Below are 16,497 nucleotides of genomic sequence, written 5' to 3' on the forward strand. Positions count from 1 at the left end.
TTACGGCTCCCCCCTATGAAGACATTCACTGTGGTAATTGCAGACGATCACCCCATCGTGCTTCTGGGGGTACGTGAACTCGTCGAGAGAGACGAGCGTTTTCAAGTCATCGGCGAAGCGATCTGTTCGGCGGGCCTCATCAAATTGCTTGAGCAGCAGCCCATCGACATTGTGATCACCGATTACAACATGCCCGGTGATTCGCCCTACGGCGATGGCTTGAAGCTGGTGGAGTACCTGAAGCGGCATTTCCCCGACGTGCAGATCCTGATTCTGACCATGATCTCCAATCACCTGATTCTTACCCGCCTGCAGGAATTGGGCGTGGTGGGCGTGATCCAGAAAAGCCAGTTGCATACGGAAATCCAGGTCGCCCTCAAGTCCATTGCCCAGCAGGCGCATTACCGGAGCCTGGAGCCGGCCAAGACCTCGGTTATCGAGTCGTTGACCGCTATTGATGAACGCTTCTCTACGCTGTCGCCCAAAGAATTTGAAATACTGCGCCTATTTATTTCAGGAAAAAGTGTCAGTGATATCGCGCGCTGCCAAAATAGAAGTTCAAAAACCATCAGCGCGCAGAAGATTTCCGCCATGCGAAAACTTGAAGTAAGCAGCGATCAGGACTTGTTGGCCTACTGCCTGGAATACAATATTTTTAACTAAGCTTCTTTTATTCAGTCCGCTATAAAACCGATTACCCCTCACTTTAAGTGCTTTATAAGAATCGTCTTATTCTCTATAAAGCGCAGATTAACTATTGTTCGTTGGCAGTTTCAACCCATCACCACAACCAACACTAACGGACATCATCATGAAGAAGTTTTCCCTGGCCCTTATCGCTGTGTCAGTTATCGCCGCCAGCAGCAGCGCGTTTGCCGAAACTACCCCGGGTACGGGTACCCCGGGCGGCGGCGGCAAAATCACCTTCACCGGTTTGATCAACAACGACGCTTGCTCGGTTGATGGTGCCAACGCCGATCGCGTGATCTCCGTCGACATGGGCACTGTCTCCATCAAAGACATGGGCACCGCTGAAAACCCAGCGTCGGGCCGTGTGACCGCCAAGGACTTCAACCTCAGCGTGAACTGCAACCTGGGCACTAAAGTGGCAATGATCTTTGACGCCAAAAGTGGCGGTTCAGGCCTGGTTACCGGTAAAAAAGTCCTCGCCCTGACCCCTGGTAACGGCAGCGCAAGCAACGTCGGTATCGCACTGCTCGACAGCACTGGCGCGCTGATCGACCTCAGCTCCCCGGCCACCGCCCGTATCGAAAGCGCCATGCACGGCCAAGGTACCGTTGGCGGCGACGCAACCTTGAGCTTTGCCGCAGCCTACGTCACCACCGGTGCAGCCGGCGCCTCCACCGCGGGTCGCGGTGACGCTACCCTGCCGTTCATCCTGCAATACGAATAAACGACACGCAGCGCCTGTCACGTGCGAGGTCTTCGGACCTCGCCACTTATCCGACCACTAAACGGTAGACATCATGTTACCTCGTTCCATTGCCACAGGCCTGGGGCTGCTGACCCTGCTTATGGCGACCCAGGTTGCCGCCAGCATTTCACTGAGTGCCACCCGTATCGTCTTCGATGGCGATCACAAGGAGGCCAATATCACCGTGCGCAACGGTAATCAGGACGTCTTGATTCAGTCTTGGGTCGATACCAGCGATGCACAAGACAGTGCCGCGCCGTTCGCCGTAACCCCGCCACTGGCACGCATATTTGCCAAGGAGCAGCAGTTACTGCGAGTTCTCTACCAGGGTGCCGGAATGCCAACGGATCGTGAGTCCGTGGTCTGGCTCAATGTGCAGGAGATTCCGCAAGCCGCCGCCTCTGACAACACGTTGCAACTGGCCGTACGCCAGCGCATCAAGATTTTCTTCCGCCCCTCCGGGTTGCCTGGCGATGCCCTGTCGGCACCCGCGCAATTGGAGTGGCAACTGGTCAAGCGCGATGCCGGGTCAGTACTGACGGTAAAAAACCCGACGCTGTATCACGTGTCCATGGCCGATATAAAACTACAGGCCGGGCAACAAACGGAACTGGCTGCCGACTCGACAATGATTGCGCCAGGCGCCGAGAAACAGTTCAGCATTAAACAACTGAGTCGCCAGGATTCAGTACAACTGTCTTTTTCCAGTATTAACGACTATGGCGCACAAGATAAATACAGTGCCCAACTTGTACCGCACTTGGCGGCCAAGGCTACGGGTACTCGCGCCAAGCCATAAGTAGCTCCCTTAAACCCTCAGGTTCGATTCGAGTGCGTACTCGCGTGCCTCGCCTGTTCGATAAACAGGAATGATATAGGTTCTTTGCATGTTTTTTCTTTTAGGCAGCAGGCCCAATCATTACATATCAAGCGAGCGCACTTCACGCGTGTCGACAACTTGCACATCACTCAAGTTGAGCACGCTATCACTGGCCATGCTTGCCGGTTCGCCGTCTTTGGCGATTGCCGATGAGCCCGCCGTGAACGTCTTCAACACCACCTTCTTGCAGGGTGCGCAATCGTCGGTAGACCTGCAGCAATTGCTCTCGGCCAACAGCGTGCTGCCCGGCAACTACCGGGTCGACCTGTACAGCAACGAGGTCCTGGTGGGCCGGCGCGACATCGACTTCAAGCGCAACCCACAGACCGGCCGGGTCGATCCGTGCCTGACCCTGGACCTGCTCAAGCAACTGGGCATCGACATGAGCCTGTTGCAGGCCCAGGGCAAGCTCGACCCCAACCAGCCCCAGGACTGCTACGACCTGCCGACACTGATCGACCAGGCGACCTTGCGCTATGACGCCAGTCGCCTGCGCCTGGCGGCGAGCATTCCGCAGGTCGCGATGCAACGTGGCATGCGTGGCTATGTCGATCCCCAGCTGTGGGAGGATGGTGTGCCGGCGGCGTTTATCAACTATCAACTCAACAGCAGCCGCACTGCCGGCGACTATGAAACGCGCATCAACAACAACCTGGGGCTGCGCAACGGCATTAACCTGGGCGCCTGGCGGCTGCGCAATGAGTCGAACCTGAGTAGCGGCACCGGCCGGCCGAGCACCTTCACTAGCAACCGCAGCTACGTGCAGCATGACGTGACCGCGCTTAAGGGGCAGTTCAGTGCCGGCGAGATTTTTTCCGATACCGACCTGTTCGACAGCGTGCGCTACCGGGGCCTGAAGCTGGCGTCCGACGAAGGCATGCGCGCCGACAGCGAGCGTGGTTATGCGCCAGTGATTCGTGGCGTGGCGCAGACCAACGCCACGGTGGAAATCCGCCAGAACGACTACATCCTGTACACCGCCAACGTCGCACCCGGGCCTTTCGAGATCAACGATATCTACCCCAGCGGTTCGAACGGCGACCTGGAAATCACCATCATCGAGGCCGATGGCCGTCGGCGTGTGACCACGCAGGCGTTCTCCAGCCTGCCGATCATGGTGCGTGAGGGGCAGGTCAAATACAGCGTTTCGGCCGGTAAATTCAGCAGCAATGCTGACGGTTTGGCGAGCCCGCAATTTGTCAGCAGCACCCTCGCCTACGGCCTCACCAGCAACCTCAGCGGGATTGTCGGCCTGCAAGTCAGTGAAGACTACAAGGCGTTCTCCCTGGGGGTGGGCCGCAACACATCGCTGGGTGCCGTGTCCATGGACGTCACGCACTCGTCGAGCGCCGCCCAGGGGCAAACCACCCAGGGCAACAGTGTGCGTGCGTTGTATGCCAAGACCTTTGCTGGCACCGACACCAACTTTACGCTGGCGGCGTATCGGTATTCGACCGAGGGTTACCGCACCCTGACCGACCACGTCGAGGACACCAGCGAAGAGGCAGTCAAACGTACCGGTAACTCGAAAACCCGTACCGACCTGACGATCAACCAAAGTCTCGGGCGCAACCGTGAGTTCGGCAGCCTGTATGTGAACGCCAGCGATCAGCGCTATTGGAACCGTGGCGGCTCCCAGAGCTTTTCGGCCGGCTATAACAACAACTGGGGGGACCTGAGCTACAACCTGGGCGTGACACGCACCAAGCAGATCGCCAGTTGGGGCGCACCCGACTCCGGCACCCAGTTCAACCTGTCTGTTTCGTTTCCCTTGGGCAGCCAGCCTCGGGCACCCCGCGCTTTTGTCACTACCAGTACGCAGCAAGGCGACACCAGCACCCAGGCCGGTATCAACGGTTATGTGGCAGATACCAGCGATGTGTTCTATTCAGTCCAGGCCGGCCATAGCAGCACCGGCGGCCAATCGGGATCGGCCAACATCAACAGCCGCACCTCCATGGCCGATATCAGCCTGGGGTACAGCCAGGGGCGTGGTTATGACTCACAAAACCTCAACGTTTCCGGCTCGGTAGTGGCGCATGCGGGTGGCATCAACTTGGGGCAGACCGTCAGCGAGACCTTCGCCCTGGTACAGGTACCGGGCATCAGTGGGGCAAAAATCAGCAGCTACAGCGGCGTCGAAACCGGGCGCAACGGCTATGCCGTCATCCCCTCGGCGCAACCTTATCGAGTGAACTGGATCAGCCTCGACACCCGTGACCTGGGCGGTGATGTAGAAATCACCCAGGCCACACAGCAAGTGGTGCCGCGCCGTGGGGCGGTGGTATTGGCCCGCTACAGCGGCAAAACCGGGCGTCGCGTGCTGTTTGAGCTGTTTGATGCACAGCACCAGCGCCTGACGTTTGGCGCCTCACTGGAAGACGCCAGCGGCAAGCAGTTGGCCATCGCCGACCCCAGCGGTAACGCCTTGGTACTGGTTGAAGAGGACCAGGGCAGCCTGACGATCAAGTGGGGGGGCCGGCAATGCACTGCATCGTATGCACTGCCCGCGCAAGACAAGGCGCTGAACTACGAGCGCCAGGCGTTGGTGTGTAGCAGCGAACCCGCTGGTGACCGTTGATCAAAGATCAAACCGATCAATCGCCCGCCGCCGCTCGTTGTCATCGCGCACGTCGTAGCTGGCGGTGGTCTGGATATTGGTGTGGTGCGCCAGTTTCTGCGCAATGGACAAGTCATGTTCTTCAATCACCCGGGTAATAAACGAGCGGCGGAAATCATGGGGCATGATCTTCACACCGACCTGTTCACCACGCTGGCGGGCAATGTAGTAAATCGCATGTTTGGTGATGCGTTCGCGGGTGATATGGCTGCCGCGGCGGATGCGGTTGAACAGGAAGCTATCGTCCTGCTCCCCTTCCTTTAACTGCTCGCGGCGAAACTCCAGCCATGCCTGCAATTTGGCAAATGCCCAGGCCGGTGCGTACTTGAGCAGCTCCTTGTTGCCCTTGCCCGTCACCCGCAGGCTGCGTTCGGCAAAGTTCACCTGGGCCAGGTCGAGGTTGACCGACTCTGACTTGCGCATCCCCGAACCGTAGAGGATCCCGATCACCGCCGCGTCCCGCAGGCCCTGTGGCCGTGGGTCGGCGGCGCAGACATCCATCAGTTCGCGAATCAAGGTGCGACGCAGGTTACGCCCCTGGCTCAAGCGCGTGCCGGCGGTGGCTTTGACCGAACGCATCTTCAGCAGGTGTTCCTGGCTGATCAGGCTGATGCGCCAGGCTTCGTTCATTACCCCGCGTACGGCGTTGACGTACAGCGATGAGGTGTTGGGTGCATACCCGTCTTCGCGCAACACGGCGACCAGGGCCATTACGTGTTCCGGTTGCAACAGGTGCCAGTCGATATCTTCGAGGTTGATCTCTTCGAACCCCAGGCGGTCGGCGGCATCTTGCAGCACGTAGCGCATGGTCAGTTGGCTGGAAGGCGCCAGGCGCGCGAGATACAGGGTCAGGGGGTTGCGGGAAATCTCGGTCAAAATAGATCAGCCTTGAGATTAAATATAGAGACTAAGCCTCTGTTTAATCTCAGTATTTAGTGGTTTGGCGAGCGCCGAGTCTAACCCAGGTCGGCGCTGCATACCAAACTAGGGCTCATCCTCGGCGGGTGCCGGGCTTTGCTGCTGGCTCCAGTCGGCGTTCTGTTTTTGCATCAACGCAAACCATTGCTGACGCATGAAAGCCAACAGCTTGGTGGGCGCCTTGGCGAAGTCCTGCTCGTCGTTGTAGCAGCCTGGCAATGGCAGGTCGGTGCCCTGCTCCTGGTATTGACTGAGCAATGCCTGCTGCCCGGCAACACTGCAATCGGTGGGCAGCGGCATGCCGCGCAGGGCGCCGGCTTCCTCGTCCCACCAACTGGCGCCATAGCGGTCAACCCCGCGCAGTCCGTATTTGTGTGATTTGCCGATATGCATGATCAGCTTGAATTCACGGGGGCTGACATCACTGGTGCAGGTGCGCGAATAGCCCACGGTCACTTGGCTGGGGCCATCCCCCAGCAGGTCGGTGACGTGAGTCGCGGCGCTATCGAAATGCAGGCCGGCGTCGAATTCGCAACGCTGCACATCGTCATGCAGCATCCACAGACGCTTGGGCCGGTCACCCTCCAGCAGGTACTGCGCAGCATAGATCGCCGCCGATTGTGTGCCGTCGTCATCGCGCTCGCCGGCTTCCTGCTCGGCCAACACCAACAGGTTGTGGCCCTGCCGGTCATCCCAGCTATACGCGGCGACCTGCCGGCCCCTGACTTCGACCCCGGCGGGAACCTGAGCGACCGGCGTCAGGCTCAGCCCCTCTTCCGCCCGGGCGGCATGGGCCGCGCCTAGCGTCATCCACAACATCATCAAGACTGGCCGTATCTGCACGCTGTTCATCCGACTACCCAGGCAAGAGATCGCTTACTTTACCGGGACTTGCAGAGGGTTGCAGAGAAGATTCTTCAGGCGCCACGGATTAACAAACGGGGTGATTCAGCGTGAATACGCACTAAAGCACTTACAGATAATGACTACAGCGCAAACAGTTATCGTTTGTCTGCGTTCCTTATTGTCTAGCTGAACACTAGCTGTCTGCCCACCAAATAAACGAGTTTTTCATCCGCCTTTCATATTCGCTGGACAAATTTGCGCTTAATCTTGGCCGCAATACTTGAGGGAATGCCCTGCTTTGCTGACTAACCCCTTGATAATGCTTTATCTTTGGCCGTAATGGGCTTTACTCAGGATGGGTATGCTATCGGCCATTTTTTATTGAGTCGCCTGCACTTTAATCCCATGTTTGTTGTCATCTCTACGCTCAAAGTTGCTCTAATCCGAGGTCATGAATCTTTGAAACCCTACCCTATTCATTGCGTGTCGATCGTTATCCCGGTCTACAACGAAGAACAGAGCCTGCCCGAACTGCTGCGCCGTACCCGTGCGGCGTGCGAGCAGTTGGCCTATGAGTATGAAATCATCCTGGTAGACGACGGCAGCCGCGACAGTTCCGCCCAACTGCTCGAAGACGCGGCAAGCGAGGCCGGCAGCCATGTGGTGGCCGTGATCCTCAACCGTAACTACGGCCAGCACGCGGCAATCATGGCCGGTTTCGAACAATGCCGGGGCGAGGTGGTGATTACCCTCGATGCCGACCTGCAAAACCCGCCCGAAGAGATTCCACGCCTGGTCGAGCAAGCCGCCCTGGGCTACGACGTGGTCGCCACCGTGCGTAACAACCGCCAGGACTCGGCCTTTCGCCGCTGGCCTTCGCGCCTGATCAACCTGGCCGTACAGCGCTCCACCGGCGTGGCCATGACCGACTATGGCTGCATGCTGCGCGCTTACCGGCGCACCATCGTCGATGCCATGCTCGCCTGCCGTGAGCGCAGCACCTTTATCCCGATCCTGGCCAACGGCTTTGCGCGCCATACCACGGAGATTCTGGTGCACCACGCCGAGCGCGAACACGGCGAGTCCAAATACAGCGCCATGCGCCTGATCAGCCTGATGTTCGACTTGTTGACCTGCATGACCACCACCCCTCTGCGCCTGTTGTCCATCGTCGGCTTCAGCCTGGCGGCCCTGGGCATGCTGTTTGCGTTTGCCTTGATCGTGCTGCGCCTGGCCTTTGGTGCCGATTGGGCCGGCGATGGCTTGTTCGTGCTGTTCGCCGTGCTGTTTGTGTTTACTGGCGGGCAGTTCATCGGCATGGGCCTGTTGGGCGAATACCTCGGGCGGATGTACAGCGATGTGCGTGCCCGCCCCCGCTTTTTTATTGAAAAGGTGCTGCGCAACGAGCCGACAGCCCCAGCGCCAGCGGTCATCGTCGATGGCCTGCCCTCTTCCCAATCGTCCACTTCCTCTTCCAGTCAGGTTTCGTCATGAGTTCTAAAGCTGTTGTTTTTGCTTACCACGACATTGGCTGTGCAGGCATCGAAGCCCTGCTCGCTACGGGCTACCAGATTGCTGCCGTGTTCACCCATGCCGATGACCCCAAGGAAAACACCTTCTACGGCTCGGTCGCCCAGCTGTGCGCCCGCCACGGCATCCCGGTGCACGCGCCGGAAGACGCCAACCACCCGCTGTGGGTCGAGCGTGTGGCCAAGCTGAACCCGGACTTCATCTTCTCGTTCTACTACCGCAACCTGCTGGGCGAAGCGCTGTTGGCCACTGCGCGCCAGGGCGCGTTCAACCTGCATGGTTCGCTGCTGCCCAAGTACCGTGGCCGTGCGCCGGCCAACTGGGTGCTGGTCAACGGCGAAACCGAAACCGGCGTGACCCTGCACCGCATGGTCAAGCGTGCGGATGCTGGCGCGATTCTCGCCCAGCAAAAAGTCATGATCGAACGCAGCGACACCGGCCTGACACTCCACGCCAAGCTGCGCGAGGCGGCCACCCAGTTGCTGCGTGACGCGCTGCCGCAACTGGCCAAGGGCACGTTGAGCGAAACCGCCCAGGACGAAAGCCAGGCCACCTGCTTTGGCCGCCGTACCCCGGCGGACGGCAAGCTCGTCTGGAGCAAACCTGCAGAAGAGCTGTTCAACCTGGTGCGGGCCGTGACCCAGCCGTACCCTGGCGCCTTCTGTGCCGTGGGCGAACACAAGCTGATCGTGTGGCAAGCCGAAGTACTCAAGGGCAACGAAGGCCAGGCGCCCGGCCGCGTGATCAGCGTCAACCCGCTGCGCATTGCCTGCGGTGAAGACTCTCTGGTCATCAACTTCGGCCAGCGCAATGACCATGGCCTGTACCTGACCGGCCCGGCCCTGGCCGATGAGCTGGGCCTGGTGGATGGCTCGATCCTGCGCGGTGCCGAATCGGGCGGTAAACCACGGCGTACCCGCGTGCTGATCCTGGGGGTCAACGGCTTTATCGGCAACCACCTGTCCGAGCGCCTGTTGCGCGACGATCGCTACGAAGTCTACGGCCTGGATATCGGCTCCGACGCCATCGAGCGCCTGCGCAGCCACCCCAACTTCCATTATGTGGAAGGCGATATCAGCATTCACTCCGAGTGGATCGAGTACCACATCAAGAAATGCGACGTGGTCCTGCCGCTGGTGGCCATCGCCACGCCCATCGAATACACCCGCAACCCGCTGCGCGTGTTCGAGCTGGACTTCGAAGAAAACCTCAAGCTGGTGCGCTACTGCGTCAAGTACAACAAACGCGTGATTTTCCCGTCGACCTCTGAAGTCTATGGCATGTGCCAGGACCAGAACTTCGACGAAGACACCTCCAACCTGGTGGTCGGCCCGATCAATAAACAGCGCTGGATCTACTCGGTCTCCAAGCAGTTGCTGGACCGGGTGATCTGGGCCTATGGCGCCAAGGGTCTGAATTTCACCCTGTTCCGCCCATTCAACTGGATGGGCCCGCGCCTGGATCGCCTGGACTCGGCACGCATCGGCAGCTCCCGGGCCATTACCCAGTTGATCCTCAACCTGGTGGAAGGCACGCCGATCCGCCTGTTTGACGGCGGCGAGCAGAAGCGCTGCTTCACCGACATTGCCGACGGCATCGAGGCCCTGGCGCGGATCATCGACAACGATAACGACGCGTGCAACGGCCAGATCATCAATATCGGCAACCCGGACAACGAAGCCAGCATCCGCCAGTTGGGCGAAGAGCTGCTGCGTCAGTTCGAGGCCCACCCGTTGCGCGGTAACTTCCCGCCATTCGCGGGCTTTCGCGAAGTGGAAAGCAAGGCGTTCTACGGCGCCGGTTATCAGGATGTGGCGCACCGCAAGCCGAGCATTGCCAACGCCAAGCGCCTGTTGAACTGGGAGCCGAGCGTGGCGATGAGCGAAACCATCGGCAACACCCTGGACTTCTTCCTGCGTGAAGCGATGCTGGAAATCGCCCAGTCCAGCGAAGCAGGCAAATAATGAAGGCAGGTCTGCGCATCGACGTCGACACCTACCGCGGCACCCGTGATGGCGTGCCACGGTTGCTGGAGTTGCTGGATGAGGCCGGCATCAAGGCGACGTTCTTCTTCAGTGTCGGCCCGGACAACATGGGCCGCCACTTGTGGCGCCTGATTCGCCCGCAGTTCCTGTGGAAGATGCTGCGCTCCAACGCTGCCGGGCTGTATGGCTGGGACATTCTGCTGGCCGGCACTGCCTGGCCGGGCAAGCCGATTGGCCGCGACCTCGGGCACCTGATGCGCCAGGCCAAGGCCGCCGGGCACGAAGTGGGCCTGCACGCCTGGGATCACCATGGCTGGCAAGCCAATGCCGGGCGCTGGAGCGATACGCAGTTGGTGGAGCAGGTACGCCGTGGGCTCGACACCCTGGGCGATATCCTCGGCGCCCCGGTGCAGTGTTCTGCCGCCGCCGGCTGGCGGGCCGATGAGCGTGTGGTGCAGGCCAAGCAAGGCTTTGGCTTGCGCTACAACAGCGATTGTCGTGGCACCAGCCTGTTCCGCCCGGTCCTCGCCGATGGCAGCGCTGGCACGCCACAGGTCCCGGTGGACTTGCCGACCTTCGACGAGGTGGTCGGGCCACAGGTCGCGGCCAAGGACTTCAATCGCTTCATTCTTGATCGGTTCACCGAATCGACACTCAACGTCTATACGATCCACGCAGAAGTAGAAGGGATTCTGATGGCCAATGAATTTCGCCAGCTGCTCGCCCAGGCAGGACAGCGCGGCATCCAGTTCCAACCCTTGGGCAACCTGCTGCCGGCCGATCCGGCCAGCCTGCCCCTGGCGCATCTGACACCCGGCGTACTCGGCGGCCGCGAAGGCTGGCTGGGAGTGCAACAGGCATGATCCGACGTTGGGCCCTGCCCCTGCTCCTGTTGGTCTTCGGCCTGTGCTATCTGTTGCCGATGGTCACCCATGGCCTGTGGATCCCGGACGAAACCCGCTATGCGCAGATCAGCCAGGAAATGCTGCTGACCGGCAAATGGGCGTCGCCGCACTTTATGGGCATCCGTTATTTCGAAAAACCGGCGGCCGGCTACTGGATGATCGCCCTCGGCCAGGCGCTGTTCGGGCAGAACCTGTTCGGCGTGCGCGTAGCCTCTGCGCTCGCCACGGGCTTGAGCATATTGCTGGTGTACTTCATGGCCCGGCGCCTGTGGAACGATCCGCGCAAGAGCCTGGTCAGCAGCGTGCTGTACATGAGTTTTATCAGCGTGGCGATGTCCGGTGGCTACGCCAACCTCGACCCGCAGTTCAGTTTCTGGGTCAACCTCAGCGGCGTGGCCTTGTGGCTATGTATCGACAGCCAGACCCGACGCGCCCGCCTGGCGGCCTGGGCCTTGCTGGGGTTTGCCTGCGCCATGGGCTTCATGACCAAGGGTTTTCTGGCGTGGCTGCTGCCGGTATTGATCGCCCTGCCCTATATGGTCTGGCAAAAGCGTTTGCGTGAACTGTTGGCCTATGGCCTGGTTGCCGTGGCGGTGGCGATTGCGGTCAGCCTGCCCTGGGCGCTGATGGTGCATGCCCAGGAGCCCGACTACTGGAACTTCTTCTTCTGGCACGAACACATCCAGCGTTTTGCCGGTGAAGATGCCCAGCACGAGGAAGCCTGGTGGTACTACCTGCCGTTGCTGGCCGCGTTCAGCTTGCCGTGGCTGGCCCTGCTGCCCTCCACCCTGAAGCAGGCGTGGCAGGAAAAACGCACGCACAAGATCGGTTTCCTGTTGTTGTGGCTGCTGATGCCCCTGGCGTTTTTCAGCCTGAGCAAGGGCAAGCTGCCGGCCTATATCCTGCCGTGCCTGCTGCCTTTGGCATTGCTGATGGGCCATACCCTGACCGACAAGCTGGCCCAGGCCCGTGGCCGGGTGCTGCAAGTCAATGGCTGGCTCAACCTGATTATCGGGGTGCTGGGCCTGCTGGCAATCGTGTACTTCCAGTTGAAGAAGCCGATTTATGCCCCGCAGCAGGAACTGCTGAGCCTGGTGCTGGTGTTCAGCGTGCTGCTGGGCTGGATCATCGCCAACCTGCTGCAGGCGGTACGCCCGTTGCGTTTGTGGGCGGCGCCGGCACTGGGCAGTTGGTTACTGGTGGCCCTGGTGCCGGCGGCGTTGCCGCACTCGGTGGTCAATAACAAGACACCGGACCAGTTCATTATCGACCACGCCGTTGAACTGGCGGCTACCCAGCGCCTGCTGAGCAACGACCTGGGCGCAGCCTCGGCCCTGGCGTGGCGGCTCAAGCGCCCGGACGTGGCGCTGTACAACACCATCGGTGAAGTCAAATACGGCCTGGCCTATGCCGACAGCAGCTCCCGCCGGGTCGACCTCGCAAGCGTCCAGCAGTGGCTGGGCGACGCGCGCAAACAGGGTTCGGTGGGCGTGGTAATGCGCGTGAAGGGCGCATCTGAGCAACGCGAACTGGCATTGCTGCCCCCAGACGGCAAGCGCTACGAGCAAGGCAATATGGTGATTCTGCTGTTCCCGCAGGTGGCGCCTTGATCACCCTGCTGCTGCTTCTGGCCGCGTGCCTGCTGACCTGCATGGGCCAGATCGCGCAAAAGTATGCCGTGGAAGGCTGGCGCGGCCAGCCTGCGGGCTGGGCCTTGAAACTGCGCTCGCCCTGGCTCTGGTCGGCCCTGCTGTGCCTGGGCCTGGGCCTGCTGGTGTGGCTGCTGGTGCTGCAACGCCTGGAAGTGGGGATTGCCTACCCGATGCTCAGCCTGAATTTTGTATTGATCACCCTGGTGGCGCGCTTTGTGTTCCATGAGCCGGTGGATCGCCGCCACTGGGTGGGCGTGGCCCTGGTGATGGCCGGCGTGCTGCTGCTGGGAGGCCAGGTATGAGCCGGTTGCGCGGTTTCACCCTGGCGTTATCCAGCGTAGCGCTGGTCAGCGCTGCCCAGTTGGGCATGCGCTGGAGCATGACGCGCCTGCCATTGCCGGCGGAGTGGCTCGCCGCGCCCATGGTTGATCCCGTGGCCTTGGGCGTGGTCGCCCTGGCCATCGTGGCCTACGCCCTGTCGATGCTGTGCTGGCTCGGCGCGCTGCAGCACCTGCCCCTGGGTCGCGCCTATTCGTTGCTGAGTATCAGCTACGTCCTGGTGTACCTGCTGGCGGCCAGCCTGCCGGGCTTCAACGAACCCTTTTCCCTGTCACGGACCTTGGGGGTGGCTCTGGTCATCCTGGGTGTGCTGACCATCAACTCCCGTCGTATCGGCAACACAAGCCCCAGGAATACCCCATGAAAATCAGCGTATTTGGTAGTGGTTACGTTGGCCTGGTACAGGCCACCGTATTGGCCGAGGTCGGTCACGATGTGATCTGCATGGACGTTGACGAAAACAAGGTGCGCCTGCTGCAACAGGGCCATGTGAGCATTTTCGAGCCGGGCCTTGCCAGCCTGGTCCGGGAAAACCTGGAAAACGGCCGGTTGACCTTTACCAGCCAGGAAAAACTCGCGGTCGAGCATGGCGAAGTGTTGTTTATTGCGGTTGGCACGCCTTCTGACGAAGACGGCTCGGCGGACTTGAAGTATGTGCTGTCGGTGGGCGATGCGGTGGCCCGTCATCGCGTCGAGCCGGTAATCCTGGTGGAAAAATCCACGGTCCCGGTGGGCACCGGCGACACCCTGCGCGCCCATATCGACAAGGCCCTGGCCGGTCGCAGCCTGGTGTTCGATATTGTCTCCAACCCGGAATTCCTCAAGGAAGGCTCTGCGGTGGCCGACTGCCGACGCCCCGACCGGATCATCATCGGTTGCGAGCGCGAAGAAGTGCGTGAGGTGATGCGCGACCTGTACGCGCCGTTCAACCGCAACCACGACCGCATTATCTTTATGGATGTGCGCAGCGCCGAGCTGACCAAGTACGCCGCCAACTGCATGCTGGCGACCAAGATCAGCTTTATCAACCAGATCGCCGAGCTGGCCGAGCACCTGGGGGCCGATATCGAATCGGTGCGCCTGGGCATCGGCGCCGACTCGCGGATCGGCTACCACTTCATCTACCCGGGCTGCGGCTACGGCGGCTCGTGCTTCCCCAAGGACATGCGCGCGCTGATCCACAGCGCTCGCCAAGCCAACTGCTCCAGTGACCTGCTCGAAGCGGTGGAAGCCATCAACCAGCGGCAGAAAAGCAAACTGTTCGAGCGGATCCGGGCGTTCTACAAAGGCGAACTGCGCGGCAAGACCTTCGCCTTGTGGGGCCTGGCGTTCAAGCCCAACACCGACGACATGCGCGATGCCCCTAGCCGGGTGCTGATGGAATCGCTGTGGGCCGCCGGGGCCAACGTGCGGGCCTTCGACCCTGAGGCCATGCAGGAAACCCAGAAGCTGTACGGCGATGACCCGCGCCTGATGCTGATGGGCACCCCGGAATCGACCCTGGGCGGCGCCGATGCCTTGATCATCTGCACTGAGTGGCAGCAGTTCAAAGCCCCGGATTTCGACCTGCTGCACGCACGCCTCAAGGCGCCGGTGATCTTTGACGGGCGCAACCTGTATGACGCCGAGCGCCTGGCGCGCAAGGGCTTCCACTACTTCCCGATAGGGCGTGGGCAGTCCTGCGACTTGCCGATCCCCCAGCAACAGTGGGTACCCCGGCTGCTGGAGGCCTGAGGCGTGGACACGCTACCCAGCCCGGCCCTGCACCGCCAATCCTGGGGCGTCGGGCTCCTGGCGCTGCTGCTGTTTGTCGCCGGCAACTGGGACCAGGCAATTATCGGTTTTGACTCACGCTTTGTGCTGTTCGCCCAGGAGATGTTGCGCCACGGGCCGGGGTTTTTCCCCACCACCTATGGCCAGCCGTATGCCGATTACCTGTCGACCTCAACCCTGCTGACCTGGCTGTTGTCGCTGCCCCTGGGGCGGGTCACCAGCTTCAGTGCCTGGCTGCCGACCGCCGTTGCCTCAGCGGTCATCGTCGCCCTGGTCTACCGCCTGACCGCGCCCTACTCCCAGCGCTGGGCGCTGCTGAGCATCGCGTTGTTGTTGCTCAGCAGCACATTTATCAGCGAAACCCGCGCGGTTTCCCTGGATCAGATGCTGGCGGCGGTGACCCTGGCGCTGTTTTACCTGGGCTACGCCCACGATCACTTCGCCAGTCCTCGGCGCCTGCCCTGGCTATTGCTCCTGTTATTGCTCGGCTTTGCGATTCGCGGGCCCATCGGCCTGGTCATCCCCACCGGGGTGTTGTGCAGCTATTACCTGCTCAACCGTCAGTGGCGCCGGTTGTTCAGCTTCGGCGTGCTGGCCTTGGCGCTGCTGCTGGCGTGTGTCGGCTTGCTGCTGTTGCTGGCCAAGGTCAGTGGTGGCGAAAGCTTTATGCAGGACGTGATCCGCATGCAGTTCCTCGGGCGCATGGACGGCCGCGAAGGCTCCAGCAGCTTCTGGTATTACTTCAGCAGCTCCCTGGGCAACTACGCCCCGGCCTACCCGTTGGCCCTGCTGGCGCTACTGGCGGTGCTGTTCAGTGCCCGGCGCACCGCTGATAGCGCATGGCAGTTGTTGCTGGGGTGCACGGCTGCGGGTTTGATCGTGCTGCTTGGCCTGTCGATCCCCGAGGCGAAAAAAGCCCGCTATGTGTTACCGATGATGCCGATGGTGGCGATTATCGCCGCGTACCCGTTCCACAGGGTGGACGGGCGGCTGTTCAAGGGGCTGCGGGGCTTGATGCTGGGGCTGTGGGCGCTGACCCCGGGGCTGTTGATCGGCGCGCTGCTGGTGGCGCGCCAGCGCTTTGCTGCGCAGCTGGAGCATTTCCAGGGCGTGTTGGGCCTGTTGATCGGCTTGCAGCTCCTGAGCGTGGGGATGCTCCTCAAGTGGCGTTGGGGTCCGGTGGGGCCGGCGTTTTGCGCGGTGCTGGCGGTATGGAGCCTGTACATCCTGGTGGTCGAACCGGTGGAGCGCCGCCTCTACGACACCCGCACCTTTGCCCGCGAGGCCCATGCGCTGATCCAGCAGCACCCGGCGCCACTGGTATTGCATGGCTTGGGTAAAGACGCCAAGGCCATCAAGTTCATGGTCAATGTGGAATGTGACCGGGTGCCGCTGTTTACCCAGGCACCTGCCGACCTGGCCTCGTTGCCGGCGCCGGCGTGGCTGGTGATGGACCAGGCTGATTTCCAGCGCCTCGATGAACCACGCTGGCGCGGGTTGACGCCGGTACTGACGGGGTCATTCGATAAAAACACCTATGTGCTGCTGCGTCTGGAGCGGGCTGGGCCATAGCAGGCATTTAAAGCCCTGTGGGGTGGTCATAAGCGCCACACG

The 16,497-nt window shown here is 61.1% G+C and carries 14 protein-coding genes; 12 read left to right on the forward strand and 2 right to left on the reverse strand.

All coding sequences use genetic code 11. From position 1 onward, the window contains the following. Window positions 1-15: 15 nt before the first annotated feature. From HBR94_RS12875 to HBR94_RS12890, 4 genes are all read left to right on the forward strand, one after another. The gene (locus tag HBR94_RS12875; RefSeq protein WP_170044922.1) at window positions 16-663 is read left to right on the forward strand and encodes a response regulator; all 648 of its coding nucleotides are present in this window, start codon (window positions 16-18) and stop codon (window positions 661-663) included. A 148-nt stretch (window positions 664-811) separates the two neighbouring features. Then, entirely contained in the window at window positions 812-1,414 is a 603-nt protein-coding gene (locus HBR94_RS12880) for a fimbrial protein (RefSeq protein ID WP_170044923.1), read from the forward strand. A 73-nt stretch (window positions 1,415-1,487) separates the two neighbouring features. Further along, complete coding sequence (locus HBR94_RS12885) at window positions 1,488-2,234, forward strand: molecular chaperone (RefSeq protein ID WP_170044924.1); 747 nt, start codon at window positions 1,488-1,490, stop codon at window positions 2,232-2,234. Window positions 2,235-2,430: 196 nt separating this feature from the next. Then, window positions 2,431-4,896: a fimbria/pilus outer membrane usher protein gene (locus tag HBR94_RS12890; RefSeq protein ID WP_262383391.1), complete on the forward strand. Its 2,466-nt coding sequence runs from the start codon at window positions 2,431-2,433 to the stop codon at window positions 4,894-4,896. Here HBR94_RS12890 and HBR94_RS12895 read toward each other — a convergent pair whose 3' ends face one another. Next, window positions 4,897-5,811, reverse strand: coding sequence for a tyrosine-type recombinase/integrase (locus tag HBR94_RS12895; protein ID WP_057436550.1), 915 nt, complete (start codon window positions 5,809-5,811; stop codon window positions 4,897-4,899). It abuts the gene before it with no gap. 108 nt (window positions 5,812-5,919) lie between these two features. After that, window positions 5,920-6,705, reverse strand: a complete 786-nt coding sequence (locus tag HBR94_RS12900) for a hypothetical protein (protein ID WP_169960322.1) — start codon at window positions 6,703-6,705, stop codon at window positions 5,920-5,922. Between the two features lie 453 nt (window positions 6,706-7,158). Between HBR94_RS12900 and arnC the strand changes: the two genes are divergently transcribed. From arnC to HBR94_RS12940, 8 genes are read left to right on the forward strand one after another with little or no spacing between them, the layout of a single operon-like run. After that, on the forward strand, window positions 7,159-8,193 hold the full coding sequence (gene arnC / locus HBR94_RS12905; RefSeq protein WP_057436554.1) for an undecaprenyl-phosphate 4-deoxy-4-formamido-L-arabinose transferase: 1,035 nt from the start codon (window positions 7,159-7,161) through the stop codon (window positions 8,191-8,193). Next, the gene (arnA, locus tag HBR94_RS12910) at window positions 8,190-10,193 is read left to right on the forward strand and encodes a bifunctional UDP-4-amino-4-deoxy-L-arabinose formyltransferase/UDP-glucuronic acid oxidase ArnA (protein ID WP_170044926.1); all 2,004 of its coding nucleotides are present in this window, start codon (window positions 8,190-8,192) and stop codon (window positions 10,191-10,193) included. Before arnC ends, arnA begins: the two co-directional genes overlap by 4 nt. Further along, window positions 10,190-11,077, forward strand: coding sequence for a 4-deoxy-4-formamido-L-arabinose-phosphoundecaprenol deformylase (arnD, locus tag HBR94_RS12915; protein WP_170044971.1), 888 nt, complete (start codon window positions 10,190-10,192; stop codon window positions 11,075-11,077). The genes arnA and arnD overlap by 4 nt, the downstream gene beginning before the upstream one ends. Further along, window positions 11,074-12,729 (forward strand): lipid IV(A) 4-amino-4-deoxy-L-arabinosyltransferase, encoded by a 1,656-nt coding sequence (gene arnT / locus HBR94_RS12920; RefSeq protein WP_170044927.1) that lies wholly within the window; start codon window positions 11,074-11,076, stop codon window positions 12,727-12,729. Before arnD ends, arnT begins: the two co-directional genes overlap by 4 nt. Further along, the gene (gene arnE, locus HBR94_RS12925) at window positions 12,726-13,073 is read left to right on the forward strand and encodes a 4-amino-4-deoxy-L-arabinose-phosphoundecaprenol flippase subunit ArnE (RefSeq protein ID WP_057959490.1); all 348 of its coding nucleotides are present in this window, start codon (window positions 12,726-12,728) and stop codon (window positions 13,071-13,073) included. Before arnT ends, arnE begins: the two co-directional genes overlap by 4 nt. Further along, window positions 13,070-13,474 (forward strand): 4-amino-4-deoxy-L-arabinose-phosphoundecaprenol flippase subunit ArnF, encoded by a 405-nt coding sequence (gene arnF, locus HBR94_RS12930; protein WP_057959489.1) that lies wholly within the window; start codon window positions 13,070-13,072, stop codon window positions 13,472-13,474. Before arnE ends, arnF begins: the two co-directional genes overlap by 4 nt. Beyond that, window positions 13,471-14,844 (forward strand): UDP-glucose/GDP-mannose dehydrogenase family protein, encoded by a 1,374-nt coding sequence (locus tag HBR94_RS12935; RefSeq protein WP_057436571.1) that lies wholly within the window; start codon window positions 13,471-13,473, stop codon window positions 14,842-14,844. Before arnF ends, HBR94_RS12935 begins: the two co-directional genes overlap by 4 nt. A 3-nt stretch (window positions 14,845-14,847) precedes the next feature. Further along, complete coding sequence (locus tag HBR94_RS12940) at window positions 14,848-16,455, forward strand: phospholipid carrier-dependent glycosyltransferase (RefSeq protein WP_170044928.1); 1,608 nt, start codon at window positions 14,848-14,850, stop codon at window positions 16,453-16,455. Window positions 16,456-16,497 lie beyond the last annotated feature (42 nt).

The sequence above is a fragment of the Pseudomonas sp. WS 5412 genome (assembly GCF_012985615.1).
Lineage (GTDB): Bacteria > Pseudomonadota > Gammaproteobacteria > Pseudomonadales > Pseudomonadaceae > Aquipseudomonas > Aquipseudomonas shahriarae.

Bases quoted from the DNA above. Each gene is read 5' to 3' on its own strand.
- HBR94_RS12935 (WP_057436571.1), top strand. From the start codon at position 13,471: ATGAAAATCAGCGTATTTGGTAGTGGTTACGTTGGCCTGGTACAGGCC.
- HBR94_RS12885 (WP_170044924.1), top strand. From the start codon at position 1,488: ATGTTACCTCGTTCCATTGCCACAGGCCTGGGGCTGCTGACCCTGCTT.
- arnA (WP_170044926.1), top strand. From the start codon at position 8,190: ATGAGTTCTAAAGCTGTTGTTTTTGCTTACCACGACATTGGCTGTGCA.
- arnF (WP_057959489.1), top strand. From the start codon at position 13,070: ATGAGCCGGTTGCGCGGTTTCACCCTGGCGTTATCCAGCGTAGCGCTG.
- HBR94_RS12890 (WP_262383391.1), top strand. From the start codon at position 2,431: ATGCTTGCCGGTTCGCCGTCTTTGGCGATTGCCGATGAGCCCGCCGTG.
- HBR94_RS12900 (WP_169960322.1), bottom strand. From the start codon at position 6,705: ATGAACAGCGTGCAGATACGGCCAGTCTTGATGATGTTGTGGATGACG.
- HBR94_RS12880 (WP_170044923.1), top strand. From the start codon at position 812: ATGAAGAAGTTTTCCCTGGCCCTTATCGCTGTGTCAGTTATCGCCGCC.
- HBR94_RS12875 (WP_170044922.1), top strand. From the start codon at position 16: ATGAAGACATTCACTGTGGTAATTGCAGACGATCACCCCATCGTGCTT.
- arnT (WP_170044927.1), top strand. From the start codon at position 11,074: ATGATCCGACGTTGGGCCCTGCCCCTGCTCCTGTTGGTCTTCGGCCTG.